Source organism: Mycobacterium sp. 3-98 (assembly GCF_035918355.1).
GTDB lineage: Bacteria > Actinomycetota > Actinomycetes > Mycobacteriales > Mycobacteriaceae > Mycobacterium > Mycobacterium intracellulare.
In genome coordinates, this window is record NZ_CP142360.1 from 833,130 (window position 1) to 855,669 (window position 22,540).

The 22,540-nt window shown below is 69.7% G+C and carries 18 protein-coding genes; 6 read left to right on the top strand and 12 right to left on the bottom strand.

The genetic code is table 11. The features are described 5' to 3' along the window. Nucleotides 1–15: 15 nt before the first annotated feature. The 8 genes from QGN30_RS04095 to QGN30_RS04130 form a co-directional block, all read right to left on the bottom strand. Entirely contained in the window at nt 16–366 is a 351-nt protein-coding gene (locus tag QGN30_RS04095) for a DUF732 domain-containing protein (protein ID WP_009957651.1), read from the bottom strand. A 19-nt stretch (nt 367–385) separates the two neighbouring features. Continuing rightward, a complete protein-coding gene (locus QGN30_RS04100) occupies nt 386–1,756 on the bottom strand; it encodes a PPE family protein (protein WP_014381399.1) in 1,371 nt (456 codons plus the stop codon). Nucleotides 1,757–1,770: 14 nt separating this feature from the next. Further along, nucleotides 1,771–3,033, bottom strand: coding sequence for a PPE family protein (locus tag QGN30_RS04105; protein WP_014381398.1), 1,263 nt, complete (start codon nt 3,031–3,033; stop codon nt 1,771–1,773). A gap of 622 nt (nt 3,034–3,655) precedes the next feature. Then, on the bottom strand, nt 3,656–4,660 hold the full coding sequence (locus tag QGN30_RS04110; protein ID WP_008261807.1) for an ABC transporter substrate-binding protein: 1,005 nt from the start codon (nt 4,658–4,660) through the stop codon (nt 3,656–3,658). Between the two features lie 238 nt (nt 4,661–4,898). Further along, nucleotides 4,899–6,347: a lipase maturation factor family protein gene (locus QGN30_RS04115; protein WP_225346599.1), complete on the bottom strand. Its 1,449-nt coding sequence runs from the start codon at nt 6,345–6,347 to the stop codon at nt 4,899–4,901. A 98-nt stretch (nt 6,348–6,445) separates the two neighbouring features. Beyond that, nucleotides 6,446–10,654 (bottom strand): alpha-(1->3)-arabinofuranosyltransferase domain-containing protein, encoded by a 4,209-nt coding sequence (locus QGN30_RS04120; protein ID WP_233042284.1) that lies wholly within the window; start codon nt 10,652–10,654, stop codon nt 6,446–6,448. A 58-nt stretch (nt 10,655–10,712) separates the two neighbouring features. After that, the gene (locus tag QGN30_RS04125; protein ID WP_007769006.1) at nt 10,713–10,886 is read right to left on the bottom strand and encodes a DUF2613 domain-containing protein; all 174 of its coding nucleotides are present in this window, start codon (nt 10,884–10,886) and stop codon (nt 10,713–10,715) included. An 86-nt stretch (nt 10,887–10,972) separates the two neighbouring features. Beyond that, nucleotides 10,973–11,167: a DUF2613 family protein gene (locus QGN30_RS04130; protein ID WP_014381395.1), complete on the bottom strand. Its 195-nt coding sequence runs from the start codon at nt 11,165–11,167 to the stop codon at nt 10,973–10,975. Nucleotides 11,168–11,253: 86 nt separating this feature from the next. Between QGN30_RS04130 and QGN30_RS04135 the strand changes: the two genes are divergently transcribed. The 3 genes from QGN30_RS04135 (at nt 11,254) to QGN30_RS04145 (ending at nt 14,658) form a co-directional block, all read left to right on the top strand. Beyond that, nucleotides 11,254–12,405 carry a glycoside hydrolase family 3 N-terminal domain-containing protein gene (locus tag QGN30_RS04135; RefSeq protein WP_036454133.1) on the top strand — a complete coding sequence of 384 codons (1,152 nt, stop codon included), beginning with the start codon at nt 11,254–11,256 and terminating at the stop codon, nt 12,403–12,405. A 329-nt stretch (nt 12,406–12,734) separates the two neighbouring features. Beyond that, nucleotides 12,735–13,379 (top strand): TetR/AcrR family transcriptional regulator, encoded by a 645-nt coding sequence (locus tag QGN30_RS04140; RefSeq protein WP_014383448.1) that lies wholly within the window; start codon nt 12,735–12,737, stop codon nt 13,377–13,379. Nucleotides 13,380–13,404: 25 nt separating this feature from the next. After that, the gene (locus QGN30_RS04145) at nt 13,405–14,658 is read left to right on the top strand and encodes a chloride channel protein (protein ID WP_008261783.1); all 1,254 of its coding nucleotides are present in this window, start codon (nt 13,405–13,407) and stop codon (nt 14,656–14,658) included. Between the two features lie 20 nt (nt 14,659–14,678). On the opposite strand, the gene QGN30_RS04150 is transcribed toward QGN30_RS04145, so the two are convergent. Beyond that, nucleotides 14,679–15,521: a MaoC/PaaZ C-terminal domain-containing protein gene (locus tag QGN30_RS04150; RefSeq protein WP_008261782.1), complete on the bottom strand. Its 843-nt coding sequence runs from the start codon at nt 15,519–15,521 to the stop codon at nt 14,679–14,681. 9 nt (nt 15,522–15,530) lie between these two features. Beyond that, nucleotides 15,531–16,895, bottom strand: coding sequence for a 3-oxoacyl-ACP reductase (locus QGN30_RS04155; RefSeq protein WP_248923269.1), 1,365 nt, complete (start codon nt 16,893–16,895; stop codon nt 15,531–15,533). Nucleotides 16,896–17,046: 151 nt separating this feature from the next. Between QGN30_RS04155 and QGN30_RS04160 the strand changes: the two genes are divergently transcribed. Further along, nucleotides 17,047–18,393: an acetyl-CoA C-acetyltransferase gene (locus QGN30_RS04160; RefSeq protein ID WP_202378455.1), complete on the top strand. Its 1,347-nt coding sequence runs from the start codon at nt 17,047–17,049 to the stop codon at nt 18,391–18,393. 289 nt (nt 18,394–18,682) lie between these two features. On the opposite strand, the gene QGN30_RS04165 is transcribed toward QGN30_RS04160, so the two are convergent. Continuing rightward, nucleotides 18,683–20,518 carry an acyl-CoA dehydrogenase gene (locus QGN30_RS04165; protein WP_014381387.1) on the bottom strand — a complete coding sequence of 612 codons (1,836 nt, stop codon included), beginning with the start codon at nt 20,516–20,518 and terminating at the stop codon, nt 18,683–18,685. 160 nt (nt 20,519–20,678) lie between these two features. Here QGN30_RS04165 and QGN30_RS04170 point away from each other — a divergent pair, with 160 nt between their 5' ends. Together QGN30_RS04170 and QGN30_RS04175 are read left to right on the top strand one after the other, a co-directional pair. Then, nucleotides 20,679–21,740, top strand: a complete 1,062-nt coding sequence (locus QGN30_RS04170; RefSeq protein ID WP_193375525.1) for an isopenicillin N synthase family dioxygenase — start codon at nt 20,679–20,681, stop codon at nt 21,738–21,740. A gap of 81 nt (nt 21,741–21,821) precedes the next feature. Further along, on the top strand, nt 21,822–22,310 hold the full coding sequence (locus QGN30_RS04175; protein ID WP_014943076.1) for a flavin reductase family protein: 489 nt from the start codon (nt 21,822–21,824) through the stop codon (nt 22,308–22,310). 20 nt (nt 22,311–22,330) lie between these two features. Here QGN30_RS04175 and QGN30_RS04180 read toward each other — a convergent pair whose 3' ends face one another. After that, nucleotides 22,331–22,495 carry a hypothetical protein gene (locus tag QGN30_RS04180; RefSeq protein ID WP_008261761.1) on the bottom strand — a complete coding sequence of 55 codons (165 nt, stop codon included), beginning with the start codon at nt 22,493–22,495 and terminating at the stop codon, nt 22,331–22,333. Nucleotides 22,496–22,540 lie beyond the last annotated feature (45 nt).

Below are 22,540 nucleotides of genomic sequence, written 5' to 3' on the forward strand. Positions count from 1 at the left end.
TCGGCCAGTTGGCGCTCAGCCCCCGCCTTTGCCCTTGCTCTCTTCGAGCTGCCCGGGGCAGTAGGCCTTCGCCGATATCGTGGCGAATTGGGCGGCGCCGTTGGTGGTCAGGGCGGGGTTGTTGTCGCGGATGTCGGTGAGGAGTTGCAGGCCGGATACGCCGCGAGTGATCATGCCGCACACCGACTTTCCCGCGGCGACGGCCTGGCCGGGGTCCTTGAAGCTGATCCCGACGGTGTGGAGGTCGGACAGGAAGGATCCGTTGTTGTCATCGGCGGGTGCCTCGTCCTCGCCCGGCGTGGCGTGTGCGGGTGCCGCGAGCGTGATGCCCAGCGATACGGTGAGAAGCGCGAGCAGCCGTGTCATGGAGCCTCCTTCGGTGTGGTTATCCCAGCTGGGATTCGGGGTGTGCGGCGGCGGGCGTCGGTTCGTCGTTGACGTGCACGGCGTGCACGCCGGGTGTGGTTCTGAGTTGGGCGACCAGGTCGTCGAGGCCGGCCTCGTCGACGTTCCAGTGCTGCACCTGGTCGGGCATTTCTTGTAGTTGGGCGATGATGCGGTCGAGTTTGACCGGTTGGGTGCGGCGCTGGCCGGCGATCGCGCGGGTCTGGATCCCGGTGGTGGTGTTGATGACGCGGGCGGCGGGGCCGCCGAGTGCACCGCCGGCCAGGCTGCCCAGGGTGGCGTCGTTGACCAGCTCGGCCGGGAAACCCGCCGCGGCGGCCGCGGCCGCGCTGGTGGCCGGCAGTGCGGTGGAGGCCAGCCGGATGGCGGGGGCGGCGGTGGCCCAGCTCGAGGGCACCGACAGCTTTCCCACGGTCGGCGCGGTGCCCAGCACCGCCGATACGGGACGCACCGGGACGCCGGCGCCAAGGCCTCCGGGGGAGGCCAGACCCGCGCCCAGCGACGCTTTGGGCAAGCCGGCGCTCCAGGGGGCGTAGACGAAGGCCCCCTTCCATTCCGAGACGCCCAGGCCGCCACTGGCGCCGACGACGTTGGTCCAGGTGGCCTGCCCGCCGACGCCCTTGACGCTGGAAAACAGCGCCTCCCACAGCGGCGCGACCTCCTTACTGCCGGTCATGCCCTCGATCAGCTTCTGCCACGATTGGGTGTATCCCGTGGTAAGCGAGTTGACGTAGTCCTGCAGCTGTTGCATCCACGAGGACGACGAGCTCGACGCCGCGGCGGCCGTGGTGCTCGCCTGAGCCGCCGACCCGGTGTCCTTGCTGACAGCGGGTGCCTGCTCGAACGGCGCCAGTTCCCCGGCGGACTGGGAGGCGGCGGCGTAGCCGAACATCGCGGTGACGTCTTGGGACCACATCTGGGCGTATTCGGCTTCGGTGGCCGCGATCGCCGCGCCGTTTTGCCCCAACAGGTTGGTCGCCTGCAGCGCTGCCAGCTGGGTGCGGTTGTCGGCGATCAGCGCGGGCGGGACGACGGAGGCCAGCGCGGCCTCATAGGCACTGGCCGCGGCCTGGGCTTGGGCGGCAGTCTGCTCAGCGAGGCCCGCCGTGGTCGAGATCCAGTTCACGTACGGTGCCGCGGCGGACGCCATGGAGTCCGACGACGGGCCCTGCCAGTCCTCGCCGATGAGTTCGGAGATCGCCGCGCCGTACGAGGATGCGGTGGAATGCAATTCGGCGGCCAGCGCCTGCCATGCGGCGGCCGCCGACAGCATGGGCGCCGCGCCGGGGCCGGCGTAGAGCTGGGTGGAGATGACCTCTGGTGGGAGCGCTGCGAAATCGGTGAAAACCATGGCGGTGCCTTTCCTTATTTCGGGTTCGGCGGGATCACGATGACCGTGGAGGTGGTGGCGATGTCATCAACGGCCACCGCCCCTGGCACCCGGACCGCCGGCCCGGCCACCGCGCGGGTGGCGCTGCTCCCGACGGCGCGTCCGGCCAGGCTCGACAGGGCGGTGGGGCCGAGCAGGCCCTGGCCGGGGCTCATCGTCATCGCCGGTGCGGCGTCCAGCATCGTCTCGGGCAACTCGGCGGCCAGGGTCCTGATCGCGGGCGCGGCCGAGGCCCAGTTCGCGGGAACCGACAACGATCCGACGACACCGGCACGACCCACCGCCGCCGACACCGTTCCCGCACTCGGCGCCTGAAAGGAGGTGGAGCCGGTCAGCAGATCGCTGTGCAGCAACGGGGCCAGAACCCCATGGAGACCCTTGGGATGCAGTGTGGGGTCGACACTTTGAACGTTGCCGCCCATCGCCTTGGTGTTGAGCGCAAGCTGATAAAAACCCTTCCCCGCGTCTGCGACCCCAAGCGGCGAGTAGGGCCCGGTAAGGGTGCTGAGGAAGCTGTTGAAACTCTTCAGGCCCCCCGTGGCTTCCCCGAGACCGAGCGACACTCCCGGCGACGTCGTCGCCGTCGCCGTCGCCGCGGTTTGTGCCGCGGCCGGGGCCTGCGAGAGCGCCTGGGAGACCGCGGATTCCACGTTGGAGCTCGCCGAGGACTGGGCAGCCGAGGCGACCGCGGCGGCCTGGTTGGTTTCCGCGCTGCCGTCGGTGGTCGTCGGCGGCGTGGTGAACGGTGCCAGTTGAGTCGCGGCCGCCGAGGAACCCGCATAGCCATACATCGCGGCCGCGTCTTGGGCCCACATCTCGGCGTACTGGGCCTCGGTGGCCGCGATGGCCGGGGTGTTTTGGCCCAGGATGTTGGTCGCGACCAGTGTCGCCAACAACGCCCGGTTGGCCGCGATCACCGGCGGCGGCACCGTGGCCGCGAAGACGGCCTCATACGCGCCCGCCGCCGCCTTCGCCTGACTGGCCGACTGCTCGGCCTGCGCGGCGCTGCCGATCAGCCACGCAACGTACGGCGCGGCCGCGGCCGCCATTGACGTCGACGAGGGGCCATTCCACGCGGTTCTCAGCTCTGCGACGACGGACCCGTAAGACGCTGCCGTGGCGCGTAATTCGGACGCTAATCCGTCCCAGGCGGCCGCGGCGGCCAACAACGGGGCCGGCCCGGGGCCTGAGTAGATCCTGCCGGAGTTGATCTCCGGCGGTAACGCTCCGAATTCCATTTGTTTCCTCCGCCTCCGGCCGCGAACACCACGGACCCCGCGCTCGTCCTTGCCGATAAGGTTGGTCTTCAACAACATTGAGCAACTTCGGTCGGCACCCGCCAGTGGATGCCAGTTGCTTGAAATGTTCGGGTGCTCAGAAGACTAGCCAGCTCTGCCCGAAGAGCTCGTGGCAAATGCAGGCCGACGCCGGGGGAACACCGCGTTCGAATGGCAAGGCCTGCAACGCAGCGGTTTGATTGGCAAGGCGCCGATAGCCCCGTCTACCTCGGGCGAATTCGTACACGTCCCAGAGTGAAAACACGATCAACACCCGGCAAACATGAGCGTGCCAGGGGGTTTCCTCAATAAAAATCTCACCATCCAAAATTCGCTGCCCCGCACCGGGCGCGGTCATCCGCGCGCGCTTGACCAGAGTCCACTGGCAACACGACGTCGCCGTCGCGGCCCGGAATCACCGGCGCAGCGACGACCGCGAATGTTGTTTCGCTCCACAGCCTCCGGTGCCTGAGCCGGCCGCCCCGGCGGCGTCAACCGATGCGAACACCACTACGTCGGCCTTGCCGCGCCCACTATCGCGGGGCGGTCTGGCCTCGTCATCAGAAGTCCCACCTCATGCGGGTCAGTGAGTTTCGGCGGCGGTGGCGGCAAAGCGACGATCCACCCAGTTGCCGAAGCGCGGTGCGGACTTGATCTGGCCCGCCGCCGCCAGTAGGTCGGTGAGGCGCTGTTCGGCGTCAATCACGGTGTCGTCGAGGGGGATCGGCTGTCGCAGAGTGCGCCCCTGCGCGACGGCGGCGACGGCGGGGTCGATGCCGGCGGACCCGGCGTACTGAGCGGCCCACTCCTGCGGGTGCTCGCGCGCCCAGACCGCGGCTCGGGTGTATCGCGCCAGCAGATCCGCCAGGGCGGTGTTCCGTTTGGCGTCGGCCAGCGTTTGGTCGGAGGCGATCCCGAACGAGTACTTGTACTTGCGTGTGACCAGGCCCCGCACCGGGAGTTGCTGTTCGGCCTGCGCGGTATAGGGATCCCACACGGCCCACGCGTCGACCTGGCCATTGCGGAATCCCGACAGGGCGTCGGCCGGTTGCAGGAACACCAGGTGGACGTCGTCGGGTTTGAGTCCGGCCTTGTCGAGCTGATCAAGCACATTGGCGTGCGCCGAACTGCCCTTGGCCAGCGCGATGGTTTTGCCTCGCAGGTCGGTGACGGAGTGAATAGGCGAATCGGCGTGAACCAGAATCTGATCGCCGGGGCCCCCACCGTCGAATGCGGACACCACCTTGATGCGGGCGTTGGCGACCGCGCCGAAAATCGGTGGGGTGTCACCGGTGATGGCGAAATCGATCTTGCCGGCGGCGGCGGCCTCGACCATCGGTGGTCCCGAGGTGAAGGTGGAGAATTCGATCCGGTACGGAAGGTTCTGCAGCTCGCCGGCGGCCCTCAGCATGGCTTCGGTGCCAACGCTCTTTTGATCGCCGACCTTGAGAGTCAGGTCGGCCAGCTGTGACAGCGGAACTCGGTCCGGCACCGCGCCGGGGCCGGCGGCCTGTTGGCGGGAGACGCACGCCGGCAGCAGCAGAGCGATGGCAGCCAGCAGTAGCGCGGTATGGCGTCGTGTCGACATCGAGCTCCTCAGATCAGGACACCGAGCTGGCTGAGCACGTCGGTGCGGTACCCGGGACGGGGCCGGTTGGCACGGGATTCGCGCAGGCAAGGCTGCGGCGCTGTGGAAGGCGAGGCTATGGCAGATCGGTTGGGCGGACAACGGTTTGAATTTCCGTGAACGCAACCGCGCCTAGAGGGGGTTCACGCGGCCTTGCGTCGCGTCCTGGCCGATACGACCGGTGACGCCGAGATTGGCCTCAATTGGTGGTGGTAGGTGTCGACAACGTCATGGGCGGCGCATAGCCACCCACCAGGGCGCGATGCCACCACGCCCGGTCTCGGCGCAGCTCGGCCGGGGTGGTGAAGCGATACTGGTAGAGCTGGGCGCGCACAAACCGCGGCGGCGCATCCGGGAACGGGTTGTGGCGCAACAGACGCAGGGTCGGCCGGTCGTTGCGCAGCAGCCGCTGCAGGAACGGCCGCAACCAGGGCTGCGCGTAGCCCGGCGAGATCGCGGCGAACCACATCAGCCAGTCCAGGCGCAGATGATAGGGGGCCCACTGTCGCGGCAGCCGGCGCGGCCCACCCGGCTTGCCTTTGAATTCGTATTCCCGCCAGACGGTCTGGTCGCTGAGCTGGTCATCGTCGGTGCCCTCGATCACCACCTCCCGACGGATCCGCCCGATGCTGCCGAAGGCCCCGTAGGTGTTCACCAAGTGAAATGAGTTGAACGACATGTTCATTCGCTGGCGCGACGACAACATGTTCCGAATCGGCCAGTAGCTCATGAACAGCACCGCCGCCGACACCGCAGCAACCAGGACCGCAAACCACGCGGGCGCCGCCGGGCCGTCGTGCGCCGGGACCAGCCCCCCGGGAAGCAGCGACGCGACCGACGCGTCGTCGATGGCGCTGCACGCCAACAGAATCGTCACCCAGTTCAGCCAGGCGAAGTTGCCCGACGCGACCAGCCACAGCTGCGTGATGACGATGATCGCCGCGGCCACGCTGGCCACCGGCTGCGGCGCGAACAATCCGAACGGCACGATCAGCTGCGCGAAATGGTTGCCCGCCACCTCGACCCGGTGCAGCGGTTTGGGTAGATGGTGGAAGAACCAGCTCAGCGGCCCGGGCATGGGCTGCGTCTCATGGTGGTAGTACAGACACGTCAGGTCGCGCCAGCACGGATCGCCGCGCATCTTGATCAGCCCCGCACCGAATTCGACTCGGAACAACAGCAATCGGACCATCCACAACGTCAGCACCGGGGGCGCCACGTCGTCGTTGCCGAGAAAGATCATCAAAAACCCGGTCTCGAGAAGCAACGACTCCCAACCGAACGAGTACCAGGTCTGCCCGACGTTCACGATCGAGAGATAGAGCACCCACAGCACGAGCCACGTCGCCATCGCGGCCCACAGCGGCACCGCGTCGGCCGCGCCGGCGACGACGGCCGCCGACAGTGCCGCGCCGAACCAGGCGACCGCCGCGAACAGCCGATCGGAGTAGCGCAGATGAAAGATGCTCGGCGTGCGCCAAAACGACTGCGCCGCCACAAACCGCGGAATGGGCAGCATCCCGTGTTCGCCGATGAGCGCGCGGAATTGCGCGGCCGCCGCGACGAACGCCAGCAGATAGATCGCCGCGGCGCCGCGCTCGAGGACCAGTCTGCCCACCCAGTATTCGGGCGCGGAAAACCAGGTCATGGCGCTCACTCCCCGATCGGCGGCTGTCGCACCGACCGCATATCCAGTCAATCAGCCGATAAACGGGGGTAGCCACTACCCGCCAAAACTATTCGGCACTATTCGTCGCCGGGCCGGCGCTCCCGGTCGGGCATGACGATCACCGAGGCGGCCAGCACCGCGAGCGAAACCAGCGCCAGCAGTTGGACGTTCGCCGAATGACCCGCGTAGCCGTCCGCCGAGCGCCAGGGCTGGCGCGACAACGCCGCCCCGGCCACAATCAGCCCGCCGGCGCTGCCCACCAGGGCGAGGCCTTCCCAGCGCCGGGCGCGCAGCGCGTAGCGCAACCCCAGGGCGGCGCCCATCACGACGACGCCGCCGGCGCCGGCGATCAGCGCTCCGGCGGCCAGCGCCGGGACCGCCGCCCATGCCCCGGGCCGCCATGGTTGCGTGGGGGCGCCCGCGTCGCGTGTTCGGGTGCGCCAGAACGCCAGCAGCGCCAGCAGCGGCAACAAGGCCAGTCCCACCACCAGTCCCGCACGGTAAAGCGGGTTGGAGGCGAACGTCAGCGTGATCGTGCCGGGGTCGCCCGCGGGGACCACCCACCCCTGCTGCCAGCCGTTGACGGCGATCGGCGTCAGCCGGGCCCCGCTGCCGGTGCGCGCCACCCAGCCGGGGTTGATGCTTTCCGGGATGACCATCACCCGGGGGGTGGCCGACGGGGGAGCCTGGACCTCGCGCCGGGCCGGTCCCCATGCCCGCCAGGACGAAAGACGTTCGGCCCGCGCGCTTTCGGGGGCCCCCGAGGTCGACAGTTGGGCCCCGTCGACGACGAACTGCGCCCCCGGGCTGATCAGCAGCTCCTGGTCGCCGGCGGGCAGCGCGATCGGATCGCGGTCGCACGGCACCGCCGCCAGGGGCTGATCGTCCAGTATCGCCCCGACGGTGGTGTGGATCGCGGTGTGCACGAACCTGCCCGCGACCGCGATGACCGGGCCGCGATCGCACCCGAGGGAGATCTCCCGGCCGCGGTTGCGGGCGGCGTCGGCGGGCGCGATCGCGTTGCCGTCGGCACCGAGCGCGGCCACCTCGGCCAGCCCGGGCGGCTTGAGCTGGTCGAAGCCCAACGCGTTGCGGTCGATGACGTCGTCCCAGTCCAGCAGGCTGAGCGTCACCGTGTCGGTCACCCGGGGCTTCAGCGCGAGCGTCTGCGCCGCGCCTGAATCGGCCTTGACCGCCCCCACTTGCGGGCCGTCACCGAGGTTGACGGCCACCATCGTCGGACGCACGGGCAGCGCCGCCCGGCTGGGCACCAGCCGCAACCCGGTGACCTCGGTGGGTCGAGGCAGCCTCAGCGTCAGCGTCGGCGGGGTCTTGTGCTGCACCACCCGCTGCGGCGCCGTCCAGGCGGTGGCCGGGTCGCCGTCGGTGGCCGCGTAGGCCGAGCCCAGCACATCGACCGCATCCGAATCACCCTGGGCGACAGTCGCATTGGGCTCGGCGATCAGGGCGGCCAGCTTCGGGCCCTGCCGGGGTCGCACCCACACCGTCGGGGTCACCAACACCGGCGCCGGCACGGTCAACGTCCGGCTGAAGTTGACCGGCTCCTCCGGGGTGAGCGCCATCGACGGCGCGCAGCGCACGGTGTCGGGCGCCGGGGCGCAGCCGGGCCTGCCGAGCAGTTCCGAGCCCAGGTCCCACCCTGCGATCGGGGCGCCGGGGGGCGGCCCGGGCACCCGCACGGTGTGCCGCAGGTCGACCTGGTGGGCGAACCCGGACGCGTCGTACTGGGTGATCGTCAGGTCGGTGATGCCGAATTGCACGCCGGCGGACCCGTCATCGGTGCCCGCGGCGGTGATCCGGACCCACGGCGTTTCACCGTAGGGGAGCGCCGCGGCGAGCGGCTTGCCCGGCTCGTCGAACCGCAGGGTGGTGCTGCCGGTGGCGGTTTCGATCAGGATGCGGCGGACCTGGGCGCCGACGGCGGTTGCACTGGGGGTCAACGTGATTGCCGCATTCGTCACGGGGTGGTCGAAATCGATCCGCATCCACTGGCCGACGGCGGCCTGCAGCGAGTTGGACACCCAGGCGGTCGCGGAGTCCCCGTCGATCGCGGCGGCCGGGGAGGTCGCCGGGGCGACGTCGGGCATGGCGGTGGAATCCGACGACGAGCTCGACACGGTGATCCGCCCGCCGGTCCACGCGCCGGCCACCGGCTCCGCGCCCGGGACGGGATAGTCCGGCACCCGGTTGTAGGTGTGCCGCGCGTCGCCGGGGGCCCGGATCGCCGACGAATGTTGGTCCACCCGACCGTAATCCGTCTCCCGGGCGACCGGGGTGTCGGTGACGGTCACGCCGGCTCCCGGCGGCAGCGGCAGCCCGGCGGCGCCCGCGTCGGCGGTCAGCAGCGCCGGGCCGAGCGGCGGCTGGCCCAGCAGCCGCCGCCGTTCGTCCAGGCGCAGCAACGCTTCCGGGCCGCCGTCGACGCGGGCCAGCCGGTCGGCGTCGACGAGGTAGGGCGTGGCGGGGTCACTGACGTCACCGCCGCCGGTGACCCGGTAGATCTCGACCGCCGGGTAGCGCGGCCGCAACCCGCTGTCGGCGACGAAGCCGGACAGCGTGCCGGGCCCCACCGGGGCGCCGAACTGCGCCACCTTCCGCAGCCCCGGCGAGCCGTCCACGGCGCGGTGCACCAGGATCGGGCGCGCCGAGCGCGACGTGTCGGGATCCAGGTCGTTGCGCACCGCAAGGTAGGAAATGCCTTGGCGCGCAAGGGTATCGGCCAATCCAGCCGAGGGCCGTCCGGCGGCGAACAGGCGCTGCACCGAATCCAGCGCCCGGATGGTCTGCGGCGGGGTCAGCGGGATCGAATCGCGCACCCCCCACGGACTGCTGCCCAGCACCTGCAGCGGCTCGTCGTGGCTGGTGCCCCACACCTGCGTGGCGAACGGCGCCCCCGGCACGACGAGCACCCGCCCGGGTGTGGGGGCGCCCGTGTTGTGCTCGGTGAGCCATTCGGCGGCCTCATGCCAATACGGCGGGATGGCGGTGAACGTCCCCGGCGGCGCCAGCCGACCGGTCCACGCCAGCGAGGTGCTGACCATCAGCGCCGTCAGGACCACCATCGCGGCCGCCACCCGCCTGTCGCGCTCCGGGTGGGCGAACGCGCGCAGCCACACCGGCGTCGGGGCGGCGCCCGGCAGCGGTATCCGACCCAGCAGGTGGGCGATGCCCAGCGCCACCGGGATGCCGATCACCGACCCCAGCTTGTGCACGTTGCGCAACGGGGCGCCGCCGGCGTCCAGGAAGGCCTGCACCGCGTGCGCCACCGGAGAGCCCAGCCCGCCGCTGTAGCCGACGGCCATCAAGACCGCGCCGACCAACAGCATCGTGACCAGGCGGCCACGCGCCGGCATGGCGGCCGAGGCCAGCCCCGCCAGCCCGGCCGCGGCGACCAGGCAGGTGCCCAGGATGGCCGCCGACCCCGTCACCAGCGGGGCGCCCGCGGTGGCGTTGGGCGCCACGTACGGGGTCCAGCTGTCGGTCCCGCGCAACATCTCGGTCAGTGACGACCATTGCGTTGTCACGCCGGAGGATTCGATGAAGTCCAGGAACGGCGGGCTGATGGCGCGCAGCATCACCAGCGCCACCACCCACCACAGCGTGGCTAGCAGCAGCGCCAGCAGCCACCACCCGGTGTAACGCCACCACCGCCGGTTCGGTCGGTGGCATGCCCACCAGATCACCGCGGGCAGGCAGCCGGCCAGTGTCGCGATGGCGTTGACCGCGCCCATCAGCGCGACGGCCAGGCCCGCCCGGGCGGCCAGCGCTCGCACGGACCGATCCGTCGACGCCCGCAACGCGAGGATCGTGGGCAGCAACACCCAGGGCGCCAGCATCATCGGCAAGGTTTCCGACGAGATCGATCCGAGGGTGGTCAGCACCCGCGGCGACAGCGCGAACGCGGCCGCGGCGATCACCCGCGACGCCGGGCTGCCGATCCGCAGCGCCTCGGCGACGCGGATCAGCCCCCAGAAGCCCGCCGTGAGCAGCAGCGCCCACCACAGCCGCTGCGTGATCCAGCCGGGCACGCCCAGCGCGTGACCGATCAGGAAAAAGGTGCCGTGCGGAAACAGGTAGCCGTAGGCCTGATTCTGCGCCTGCCCGAACGGCAGCTCGCTGTTCCACAGGTTGGTCGCGCGCGCCAAAAAACGCAGGGGGTTGGCGGTCAGGTCGAGCTTCGTGTCGGGGGAGATCCGCCCCGGCGACTGGGCGAACGTCAACGCCAGCGCGATCGCGCCGACCAACCACAACCAGCGGCGCGACACAGCCGACGAAGTGAGGGTCGTCTCCGCGGGCTCCGGCCGCGCTGCCCCTACCTCGCCGCTAGCTACGGTTGCCGTACTCGACCCGGTTGAGCACTGACGACTGCGGATCGCCCCCGGGAAGTGGCGGCTTCGTGTCTTGCTGGACCATCAACGTGATCCCGAAGATCGCGGCCGCGCCGAGCAACAGGCCAACCACAACGCTCGCTGCGGCGGGCGCAACGATCCGGTTCATCGACGGCTCCTGGGTAATTGCGGGGCTTGCGGTCGTGACTTCAACCTAGCGCCAACCTAGCAGAAGAGCGTTCGACCGAGCGCTCGTCACCAGTGCAGACAGTGTCCGTGGAAACAGCGGTCGCCGTATTGCACCTGATAGGGCAACGCCGGGCGCGCCGGCGCCTGCGCCGGGACGGCGGTGTCGTCGGCCACCGCGAGCGTGATGCCGACCGTCGTCGCGATCCCGACGGCCAACCCCGCCGCGATGCTGGCCGCGGCCGCCACCGTGAAACCGCTCATCGCCTGCTGACCTCCCCTGATGGGCAACCTACCGCTTGTGCCCCCTGGGGCCGGGGACGAAACGCCCCCCGTGAAAGCATGGCCCGATGGCATTTTCGCGCACCTTCGCCGTGCTCGCGGCCGCGTCGGCGCTGGTGGCCGGCTGCGGCCACCACCCCGCGCCACCCGCCCACTCGTCGACGTCGAGCAAGCCGGCGGCCGCGCCCGCGCCCCCGGTGTGCGCCGACCCGGCGGCGGTGCCGGCCGCGCTGGGCATCCGCGACAAGCTGGCCCAACTCCTGATGGTGGGCGTGAAGAACGCCGATGACGCCCGGGCCGTTGTCAACGGCTACCACGTCGGGGGGATCTTCATCGGCAGCTGGACCGACCTGACGATCTTCCAGGGGCCGTTGGCGGACATCAGCGCCAAGGCGGGACCGCTGCCGCTGGCGGTCAGCGTCGACGAAGAGGGTGGCCGGGTGTCGCGGCTGAAGACCCTGATCGGCACGTCGCCGCCGGCCCGGGAGCTGGCGCAGACACAAACCGTCCAGCAGGTCCACGATCTGGCCGCCGACCGCGGCCGCAAGATGCGCGACCTGGGCATCACCGTCGACTTCGCTCCCGTGGTCGACGTCAGCGACGAGGACGACGACGCCGTCATCGGCAACCGTTCCTTCGGCGCGGACCCGCAGACGGTGACCGACTACGCCGGGGCGTACGCGCAGGGCCTCCGCGACGCCGGGCTGCTGCCGGTGCTCAAGCATTTCCCCGGGCACGGGCACGGCTCGGGTGATTCGCACACCGGCGGTGTGGTCACGCCGCCGCTCGCCGACCTGCAGACCAGTGACCTGGTGCCCTACCGGTCGCTGGTGGCCGCGGCGCCGGTCGCGGTGATGGTGGGCCACCTGCAGGTCCCGGGCCTCACCGGCGATGTCCCCGCCAGCCTGAGCCCCGAGGCGGTGCAGTTGCTGCGTAACGGCGTCGGCTACAAGGGGCCGCCGTTCACCGGCCCGGTGTTCAGCGACGACCTGTCCAGCATGGCCGCCATCTCCGACCGGTACGGGGTGTCGGAGGCGGTGCTGCGCAGCCTGTTGGCCGGCGTCGACGTCGCGCTGTGGGTCACCACCGACGAGGTGCCCGCGGTGCTGGACCGCTTGCAAAAGGCCGTCGCCTCAGGCGAACTGCCGGCACGCCGGGTGGACGAGGCGCTGGTGCGGGTGGCGAAGATGAAGGGCCCCGGCCCGACCTGCGGGCACTAGCGGCGATCGCGAGCGCGGCGTGAGCCGGGCCGGCCGCCGCAACCTTGAGTGTGAACTGACGGCTTTGAGTGTGCAGTGGCGGCGCGCCCGATCGGCGTGTCGCCGCCGCAGATTCACACCGAAAGCCAACGATTCACACTCGACGGGCCAAGGCGCGGCGAAGACGGGCCGAGGCGCGGCGGCGAAGACGGGCCAAGGCGAAGCCGGCGAAGCGGGTCGCCGCATAGTCCACCCCGGGGGAAGCGGGTCGCCGCCGTGGGCACTAGTGCTGTGCGGTCCGGCCGCATTGCTTACTCTTGAGTCAGATAGACGGGCTAGAGAGGCGAGCGATGGCGGGTGGTACCAAGCGATTACCGCGCGCCGTGCGCGAGCAGCAGATGCTCGACGCCGCCGTGCAGATGTTCTCGGTCAACGGCTACCACGAGACCTCGATGGACGCCATCGCCGCCGAGGCCCAGATCTCCAAGCCCATGCTGTACCTGTATTACGGCTCCAAGGAGGACCTGTTCGGTGCCTGCCTGAACCGGGAAATGACCCGGTTCATCGACGTGTTGCGCGCCGACATCGACTTTCGCCAGAGCCCGAATGACATGCTGCGCAACACGATCGCGTCGTTCATGCGCTACATCGACGCGAACCGGGCGTCGTGGATCGTGATGTACACCCAGGCCACCAGCTCGCAGGCGTTCGCCCACATGGTGCGCGAGGGACGCGAGCAGATCATCGACCTGGTCGCCGGGCTGATGCGGGCCGGCAGCCGCGCGCCGCGGCCGGACATCGAGCACGAGATGATGGCCGTGGCGCTGGTGGGCGCCGGCGAGGCGGTGGCCAATCGGTTGTCCACCGGCGATATCGATGTCGACGAGGCCGCCCAGCTGATGATCGACCTGTTCTGGTACGGCCTCAAAGGCTCACCGGAGGAGCGGGAAGCGGCCCGGTCCCAGCCGGACGGCTCGGACGCCGCCGGCGACTAGACCCCTCCTTCGTCAGGTGGCCCCGATGCCCGTCGCCCGCACGGACCGCGGCAACCTCGACTTCTTTTGCGCGGTCGTCATCGTCGGGTTGCTGGCCGGCGTCGCCGGGTTAGCGACGACGCTCGTGCTGCGGGCGGTCCAGCACGCCACCTACCACTACAGCTTCGGCACCCTGCTGGCCGGGGTCGCCGCCAGCAGCCCGATACGCCGCGTGGTCGGCCCGATGATCGGCGCCGCGCTGGCCGCGCTCGGGTGGTGGCTGCTGCGGCGCCGCACGGACGTGCCGCCGCTGGCGGAAACCATCGCCCGCCGAGAACGCGTGCCGCGGCTCTCGTGGAGCATCGACGCCATGCTGCAGGTGGTGCTCGTCGGGTCGGGAGCATCGCTCGGCAGGGAAGGGGCGCCACGCCAATTCGCCGCGGTGCTAAGCGATTTGGGAACCGGATGGCTCAAGCGGCTCTCCGGGCGCGACCGTGAGATCCTGCTGGCCTGCGCGGCCGGGGCGGGGCTGGGCGCGGTGTATGCGGTTCCGCTGGCCGGGGCGCTCTTCTCGACCCGGATCTTGCTGGGCACCTGGCACCCGCGCGCGGTGGGCGCGGCGTTCCTGTCCTCCGGCCTGGCGGTCGCCATCGGCTCGGCCATCACGCGCGATCAACCCAACCTGCAGTGGCCGATCGAGGAATCGACCTATCTGTTGACAGCGCACGGATTGCTGTTGGCGCCGGTGGCTTTCGCGGCGGGCTGGGCCTTCAACCGGTTGATGGCCGCGGCGCGGCCGCCGCGCCCGGTGCGAAGCTGGGTGCTGATCCCGGCGCTGGCCGGGGCGGGCCTGGTAATGGGCGTCTGCTCGCATTGGTGGCCCGAGTTACCCGGCAACGGCCGCAGCATCCTGACGGTCAGCCTGGCCAGCGGCATGACCCTGGTGTCCGCGCTGGCGATCCTGGCATTGAAACCCCTTCTGACAGCGTTGTTCCTGCGCGCCGGGGGTACGGGCGGGCTGCTGACGCCGTCGCTGGCCACCGGCGCGGCGGCGGGGGCGGCGCTGGTGCTGGCGATCAACTGGGCGAGCGGGACGCACCTGCACGTGCCGGCGGTGTCGCTGGCCGGGGCCGCCGGTGTGCTCGCGGTGACCCAGGGCTCGCCGATCTGGGCGGCGATCTTCGTGTGGGAACTCGCCCGCCCGCCGCTGTGGTTGTTTGCGCTGTTCCTGCTGACCGCGACCGCCGCCCACGCGCTGAAAGTGCTTGCCTGCGGGCGCGGTTCGACGCACGCCGGCTAGCCGGTCGCCACCGGTAGAAGCTAAAGCGGCCGGACCGTGCCGGTCAGGTGCGGGTATCCCTTGGCGATGTTGCGCAGCGAAAGGTCCCAGCCGTCGTCGTTTTCGTCGATGTAGAGACCGGCCGTCGCGGGCAGCACCAGCGGCTTGCCGAAGCGCACCGAGTACCGAGCCGCGTCCGGGATGGCGGCCTCGATGTTGGCCAATACGGCTGCGGCGCTGAACATTCCGTGCGCGATCACGGTGGGGAATCCGAACAGCTTGGCCGCGATCGGGTTGGTGTGTATCGGGTTGTGATCGCCCCCGACGACGGCGTAGCGCCGGATCAGGCCCGGGCTGATGCGCAGCACGGTGGGCGGTGGCGGCAGCTTGGGCTGTTTCTGCGGGGGCGGTTTGGGTTCGTCGGACAGGCTGGTGCGTTGCTGGTGCAGGAAGGTCGTGACCTGGTGCCACGCGGTGTCGTTGCCGACGCTGACATCGGTCACCAGGTCGACCAGCAGACCTTTGCGGTGTTCGCGCAGGTTCTCGGCGTGCACGTGCACGCCGACGGTGTCGGTGACCGCGATGGGGCGGTATTGGGTGATGTGGTTTTCGGTGTGCACCGAACCCATTGCGGCGAAAGGAAAGTCGAACCCGGTCACCAGCGACATCAGCGCCGGAAAGGTCAGCGCGAACGGGTAGGTCAGCGGCACACAGTTGCCGTAGCGCAGGCCGGTCACCGCCGCGTACTCGGCGACGTTCGTGCGGTCGATGGGCAGTTCCTCGATGGTGACCGTGCGGGTGGGCAGTCCGCCGCCGCGGGACACCACCGGCAGGGCTCCCGCGGCCGCGCGCAGCAGATTCTTCAGGCCGCTTGGCTGGTTCATCAAGTTCTCCTATGCGCCCAGCATGGCCTGGCCGCATACGCGAATGACGTTGCCGGTCACCGCGTTCGAGGCCGGGCTGGCGAAGTAGGCGATGGCCTCCGCGACATCCACCGGCTGGCCGCCCTGCAGCAGTGAGTTCATCCGGCGGCCGACCTCGCGGGTGGCCAGCGGGATGGCGGCCGTCATCTGGGTCTCGATGAATCCCGGTGCGACGGCGTTGATGGTGATGCCCTTGTCGTAGAGCTCTGGGGCCAGCGCCTGGGTCAGGCCGATCATCCCGGCCTTGGTGGTGGCGTAATTGGTCTGGCCGCGGTTGCCCGCGATGCCGGCCATCGACGACAGGCCGATCACCCGGCCGCCCTCGCCGATGCTGCCGTTGCCGACCAGCCCCTCGGTAAGGCGCAGCGGGGCAAGCAGATTGACGGCCAAGACGGCGTCCCACCGCGCGTCGTCCATGTTGGCCAGCAGCTTGTCGCGGGTGATCCCGGCGTTGTTGACCAGGACGTCGGCGTGGCCGCCGTGATGCTCGCGCAGGTGCTCGGTGATCTTGTCGACGGCGTCGGCGGCGGTGACGTCGAGCCACAGCGCGGTGCCCCCGACCCGGCTGGCCGTCTCGGCCAGCGCCTCGGCGGCCGATTCGACGTCGATCGCGACGACGCGCGCACCGTCGCGGGCGAACACCTCGGCGATCGTCGCGCCGATGCCGCGGGCCGCGCCTGTCACGATGGCGACCTTGCCGTCCAGCGGCCGTTCCCAATCACCCGGCGGTGTGGAGTCCGCCTCCCCGACGTAGAACACCTGGCCGTCCACGTACGCCGACTTGGCCGACAGGATGAACCGCATGGTCGATTCCAGGCCCGTCGCAGCGGGTTTGGCGTCCGGCGACAGGTACACCAGCGCGACCGTGCTGCCGTTGCGCAGCTCCTTGCCCAGCGAGCGGGTGAAGCCCTCCAACGCGCGCTGGGCGATCCGCTCGTGCGGGTTGGCGGCGCCGTCGGGCGTGGTGCCGACCACCGCCACGCGGGCCGAGTGGCGCAGGTTGCGCAGCAGCGGGGTGAAGAACTCGTACAACCCCTTGAGCCCTTCGGGCGTGGTGATGCCGGTGGCGTCGAAGACCAGCCCGCCGAACTTGTCGGCCCAGCGCCCGCCCAGGTTGTTGCCGACCAGGTCGTAGTCGGCGTCCAGCGCCGCGCGCAGCGGCTCGACGACTCTGCCCTCCCCGCCGATCAGCAGCGCCCCGGCCAGCGGCGGATCACCGGCGCGATAGCGGCGCAGCGTCTCGGGTTGGGGAACACCGAGCTGCTTGGCGAGAAACGAACCAGGACCGGAGTTGACGATCTGAGAGAACAGATCGGACGAGACCTTGGGAGCCACCGGAGCTACCTTCCATGTTCTTGCGAAGTCGGGGTATGCCTACAGCACAACCGTATCGAGGACGAACTTACTGCAGAGTAAGAACAGTGGGTAGTATGGCCCCAGACGGGCGAATCCCAAACCGATAGACCGCACGAGCACGGAGAAAACAGTGGCCCCTGCAAGTTCTGAGGCAAGTACACCGGCTGCTCAGCGCAGCTCCGAGCGGCGGCGCGTCGCCATCCTGGGCGGCAACCGCATCCCGTTCGCCCGGTCCGACGGCGCCTACGCCGAGGCCTCCAACCAGGACATGTTCACCGCCGCGCTGGGCGGGCTGGTGGATCGCTTCGGGCTGGCCGGCGAGCGGCTCGGCGTGGTGGTCGGCGGCGCCGTGCTCAAGCACAGCCGGGACTTCAACCTCACGCGCGAATGCGTGCTCGGTTCGCAGTTGGCGTCGTACACGCCGGCGTTCGACCTGCAGCAGGCGTGCGGCACCGGCCTGCAGGCGGCGATCGCCGCCGCCGACGGCATCGCGGCCGGCCGCTACGAGGTGGCCGCCGCCGGCGGGGTGGACACCACCTCCGACGCGCCGATCGGCCTCGGCGACAACCTGCGCCGCACCCTGCTCAAATTGCGCCGCGCCAAGTCCAACGTGCAGCGGCTGAAGCTGGTGGGCACGCTGCCCGCGACCCTGGGCGTGGAGATCCCGGTCAACAGCGAACCGCGCACCGGGCTGTCCATGGGGGAGCACCAGGCGATCACCGCCAAGCAGATGGGCATCTCGCGCGTCGCCCAGGACGAGCTGGCCGCCGCCAGCCACCGCAACATGGCCGCCGCCTACGACCGCGGCTTCTTCGACGACCTTGTCACGCCGTTTTTGGGGCTGTACCGCGACGACAACCTGCGAGCGGACTCGTCGGCCGAGAAGTTGGCCAAGCTGCGGCCGGTGTTCGGCGTCAAGGCCGGAGACGCGACGATGACGGCCGGCAACTCGACCCCGCTGACCGACGGCGCCTCGGTCGCCCTGCTGGGCACCGACGAGTGGGCGGAGGCCCACTCGCTCACACCGCTGGCGTACCTGGTGGACTCCGAAACGGCGGCGGTCGACTACGTCAACGGGCGCGACGGCCTGCTCATGGCGCCCACGTACGCGGTGCCGCGGCTGCTCGCCCGCAATGGCCTGAGCCTGCAGGATTTCGATTTCTATGAGATCCACGAGGCGTTCGCGTCGGTTGTGTTGTGTCACCTGCAGGCGTGGGAATCCGAGGAGTACTGCAAGGGGCGGCTGGGGCTGGACGCCGCGCTGGGCTCGATCGACCGGTCCAAGCTCAACGTCAACGGCTCCTCGCTGGCCGCCGGCCACCCGTTTGCCGCCACCGGCGGGCGGATCCTGGCTCAGGCCGCCAAGCAGCTCGCGCAGCGAAAGGCCGAGCAGAAGGGCGCGGGCCAGCCGGTGCGCGCCCTGGTCTCGATCTGCGCGGCGGGCGGCCAGGGAGTGGCCGCGATCCTGGAGGCCTGACCGTCGGGCCGATGAGATGGGTCACATCGGGTTAGCGATCGAAGGCGGCGGGTATCCGTGACCCCGGATGGCCCCGTGTTGTGGTCTGACCCCCCGACCCCGACGGCAATACGGGGCATCCCCCGGAACGACCGCCTGTCGGTCTTGGCCGATGGGCGTCCGAAAAGGGCCGCCGCTGGAGTGAGGGGATCCAGCGGCGGCCTTTTTGGTGTTCTGACGGTCAGACCGACGCAAAATCCCCCGCCTCGCACGCGAGGCGGGGGATTTTTGTGCGTCTCTTCGAAGCGGCCTAGAAGGCGGCCTCGTCGAGCTCCATGATGTCGTTGTCCAGCGTCTCGATGACCTCGCGGGTGCTGGTCAGCATCGGCAGGAAGTTCTTCGCGAAGAACGACGCCACCGCGACCTTGCCCTCGTAGAAGGCCTTGTCGTCACCGCTGGCGCCGGCGTCGAGCGCCGCCACGGCCACCGCGGCCTGACGCTGCAACAGCCAGCCGATGACCAGGTCACCGACGCTCATCAGGAAGCGCACCGAACCCAGACCCACCTTGTAGAGGCTGGTCACGTCCTCCTGCGCCGCCATCAGGTAACCGGTCAGCGAGGTCGCCATGGCCTGAACGTCGGTCAGGGCCTTGGCCAGGTACTCCCGTTCCGTCTTCAACCGCCCGTTGCCGGACTCGCTGTCGACGAACTTCTGGATCTGCTCGGACACGTGGGCCAGCGCCACACCCTTGTCGCGGACGATCTTGCGGAAGAAGAAGTCCTGCGCCTGGATGGCGGTGGTGCCCTCGTAGAGCGAGTCGATCTTGGCGTCCCGGATGTACTGCTCGATCGGGTAGTCCTGCAGGAAGCCGGACCCACCGAACGTCTGCAGGCTCTCGGTCAGCTTGGCGTAGGCCTGCTCCGAGCCGACACCCTTGACCACCGGCAGCATCAGGTCGTTGACCTTCACGGCCAGCTCGGCGTCCACACCGTGCAAGGCCTCGGCCACCGCGGCGTCCTGGTAGGTCGACGTGAACAGGTACAGCGCCCGCAGACCCTCGGCGTAGGCCTTCTGGGTCATCAGCGACCGGCGCACGTCGGGGTGGTGCGTGATGGTCACCCGCGGTGCCGTCTTGTCGGTCATCTGGGTCATGTCCGCGCCCTGGACCCGGGACTTCGCGTACTCCAACGCGTTCAGGTAACCCGTCGACAGGGTCGCGATGGCCTTGGTGCCGACCATCATGCGGGCCTGCTCGATCACGTCGAACATCTGCGCGATGCCGTTGTGCACCTCGCCGACCAGCCAGCCCTTGGCGGGAACGTCGTGCTGGCCGAAGCTCAGCTCACAGGTCGCCGACACCTTCAGGCCCATCTTGTGCTCGACGTTGGTGACGAACACGCCGTTACGCTCGCCCAGCTCACCGGTCTCGAAGTCGAACAGGAACTTGGGCACGAAGAACAGCGACAGGCCCTTGGTGCCGGGTCCGGCGCCCTCGGGGCGCGCCAGCACCAGGTGGAAGATGTTCTCGAACAGGTCGCCGGAGTCGGCCGAGGTGATGAATCGCTTCACACCGTCGATGTGCCAGGACCCGTCGTCCTGCTTGACGGCCTTGGTCCGCCCGGCGCCGACGTCGGAGCCGGCGTCCGGCTCGGTGAGCACCATGGTCGAACCCCAGCCGCGCTCGGCGGCCAGGACGGCCCACTTCTTCTGCTCCTCGGTGCCGAGGTGGTACAGGATGTTCGCGAAACCCGCGCCGCCGGCGTACATCCACACGGCCGGGTTGGCGCCCAGGATGTGCTCGTGCAGCGCCCACAGCAGCGACTTGGGCATTGCCACGCCGCCGAGGGCCTCGTCGATGCCGACCTTGTCCCACCCGGCCTCGATGACGGCGTGTACGGACTTCTTGAAGGATTCCGGCAGCGTCACCGAGTGCGTCTTCGGGTCGAAGACCGGCGGGTTGCGGTCGCCCTCGACGAACGAGTCGGCGATCGGCCCCTCGGCCAGCCGGCTCATCTCGTTGAGCATTTCGTTGGCGGTGTCTACGTCCAGGTCGCTGTATTCGCCCTGGCCCAAGGCCTTGTCAACGCCCAATACCTCGAACAGGTTGAACGCCTGGTCGCGGACGTTGCTCTTGTAGTGGCTCACTACGGTCCTCCTCGTTGAGAATGCCACTTGTGGTTGGGTACTAGGTCTAAGTTACCCACCAGTAACAACACCTAAAATATCGTTAGCGTCAGTGGGATGCAAGCGGATGTGAGCTAGATTTCATTGCCTAATTAACCAACCGGTTGGGAAGGGTGCGCCGATGCCGTCGAAAACCCGCGCTACCTGCGGAGACGGGCGCGGGACGGCCAATGTGCCGGGCGTCACTGCGGTGCCGGTCGTCGACCTGCGGGCCGATCCGGCGCGGTTGCGGGACGGTCTGCGCGAGGCCGCCCACCGGGTCGGATTCTTCTATCTGACCGGCCATGGGGTCGCCCCGGAATTGGTGACGCGGATGCTCGAGGCCGCGCGCCGGCTCTTCGCGCTGCCGCAGCACGACAAGGACTCGGTCGCCATGGTGCGCAGCCCGCATTTCCGCGGCTACACCCGCCTGGGTGGCGAGGTGACCCGCGGCGAGGTGGATTGGCGCGAGCAGATCGACATCGGGCCGCAACGTCCGCCGATCGGCGGGCTGGGCAAGTCCGACTACCGGTGGCTACAGGGTCCCAACCAGTGGCCGGCCGCGCTGCCCGAGCTGCCCGGACTCGTCGAGGAGTGGGACGCCGCGCTGTCGGCGGTGGCCCGCACCCTGCTGCGGCACTGGGCGGCCTCGCTGGGCAGCCCGGCCGACGTGTTCGACCGCGCCTTCGCCGAAACCCCGGCCACGCTGATCAAGATCATCCGCTACCCGGGGCGCGCGGCCGGCTCCCAGGGCGTGGGCGCGCACCGGGACGCCGGGGTGCTCACGCTGCTGCTGGCGGAGCCGGGCAGCCGGGGCCTGCAGGTGCGGCGGGCGTTCGACGACGCCTGGATCGACGTCCCCCCGCGCGAGGGGGCGTTCATCGTCAACATCGGTGAACTGCTGGAGGCGGCGACGCGCGGCTACCTGCGGGCCACCGAGCACCGGGTCAACCTGCAGGGCCCGGCGACCGACCGGATCTCGGTGCCCTACTTCTTCAATCCGCGCCTCGACGCGCGGATACCCGTACTCGCGCTGCCCCGCGAACTCGCGGCGGGCACCGGGACGGACTGGGCGGCGTCGCAGGATCCCGCCGACCCCATCTTCTCGGTCTACGGCCGCAACGCCTGGAAGAGCCGGCTGCGCTCGCACCCGGATGTCGCTTCCGCGCACGGGTATTCGGCAGAGCGCTTAGAAAACGAGTAAGGGTGTCCGCGCCGGGACGATGCGCGCCGGGTAGGGTCGGACCCGAAAATACGTCTGGCGCTCTAGGGGCGAAAAAGTCCGGTGAACTCGAACAACAAGCTGACAGCGTCGTCACTTCGTGAGGCCTTCGGTCATTTCCCATCGGGTGTGGTGGCCATCGCCGCCGAGGTGAACGGAACCCGGGAAGGGCTGGCCGCCAGCACCTTCGTGCCGGTCTCGCTGGACCCGCCGTTGGTGTCGTTCTGCGTGCAGAACACCTCGACGACGTGGCCCAAACTCAAGGACCTGCCCATGCTGGGCATCAGCGTGCTCGGCGAGGCGCACGACGAGGCCGCCCGCACGCTGGCCGCCAAAACCGGCGACAGGTTCGCCGGCCTGGAGACCGTCTCGCGGCCCACCGGGGCGGTGTTCATCAAGGGCACCGGCCTGTGGCTGGAAAGCGCCATCGAGCAACTCATTCCCGCCGGCGACCACACGATCGTCGTGTTGCGGGTCAACGAGGTGACCGTGGACGCCGACGTGGCGCCCATCGTGTTCCACCGGAGCAATTTCCGCCGCTTGGGCGCCTGAACCGGGGCCGCCGGCGCGCGCTAGGGCCGGTGGCTGAGTTCTTCCCGGAAGCCTTGGATGCGGCTTTCGAGTTCGGCGGCGTCGTTGTGCCGCCCCTCCTTCTGCGCGAGCTGGGCGCGCACGGACAATTGCCGGATTGCGGTCCGAATGTTGTTGATGCTGGCGGTTTCTCGCCTGGGTTCCATGAGCTGCCTTTCCGGTCGTTGGTACAGCGGCCGTCCATCCGGACG

What these genes read in the sequence shown, in the direction of transcription:
- QGN30_RS04095 (WP_009957651.1), bottom strand. Translation starts at nt 366, where the DNA reads ATGACACGGCTGCTCGCGCTTCTCACCGTATCGCTGGGCATCACGCTC.
- QGN30_RS04100 (WP_014381399.1), bottom strand. Translation starts at nt 1,756, where the DNA reads ATGGTTTTCACCGATTTCGCAGCGCTCCCACCAGAGGTCATCTCCACC.
- QGN30_RS04105 (WP_014381398.1), bottom strand. Translation starts at nt 3,033, where the DNA reads ATGGAATTCGGAGCGTTACCGCCGGAGATCAACTCCGGCAGGATCTAC.
- QGN30_RS04110 (WP_008261807.1), bottom strand. Translation starts at nt 4,660, where the DNA reads ATGTCGACACGACGCCATACCGCGCTACTGCTGGCTGCCATCGCTCTG.
- QGN30_RS04115 (WP_225346599.1), bottom strand. Translation starts at nt 6,347, where the DNA reads ATGACCTGGTTTTCCGCGCCCGAATACTGGGTGGGCAGACTGGTCCTC.
- QGN30_RS04125 (WP_007769006.1), bottom strand. Translation starts at nt 10,886, where the DNA reads ATGAACCGGATCGTTGCGCCCGCCGCAGCGAGCGTTGTGGTTGGCCTG.
- QGN30_RS04130 (WP_014381395.1), bottom strand. Translation starts at nt 11,167, where the DNA reads ATGAGCGGTTTCACGGTGGCGGCCGCGGCCAGCATCGCGGCGGGGTTG.
- QGN30_RS04135 (WP_036454133.1), top strand. Translation starts at nt 11,254, where the DNA reads ATGGCATTTTCGCGCACCTTCGCCGTGCTCGCGGCCGCGTCGGCGCTG.
- QGN30_RS04140 (WP_014383448.1), top strand. Translation starts at nt 12,735, where the DNA reads ATGGCGGGTGGTACCAAGCGATTACCGCGCGCCGTGCGCGAGCAGCAG.
- QGN30_RS04145 (WP_008261783.1), top strand. Translation starts at nt 13,405, where the DNA reads ATGCCCGTCGCCCGCACGGACCGCGGCAACCTCGACTTCTTTTGCGCG.
- QGN30_RS04150 (WP_008261782.1), bottom strand. Translation starts at nt 15,521, where the DNA reads ATGAACCAGCCAAGCGGCCTGAAGAATCTGCTGCGCGCGGCCGCGGGA.
- QGN30_RS04170 (WP_193375525.1), top strand. Translation starts at nt 20,679, where the DNA reads ATGCCGTCGAAAACCCGCGCTACCTGCGGAGACGGGCGCGGGACGGCC.
- QGN30_RS04180 (WP_008261761.1), bottom strand. Translation starts at nt 22,495, where the DNA reads ATGGAACCCAGGCGAGAAACCGCCAGCATCAACAACATTCGGACCGCA.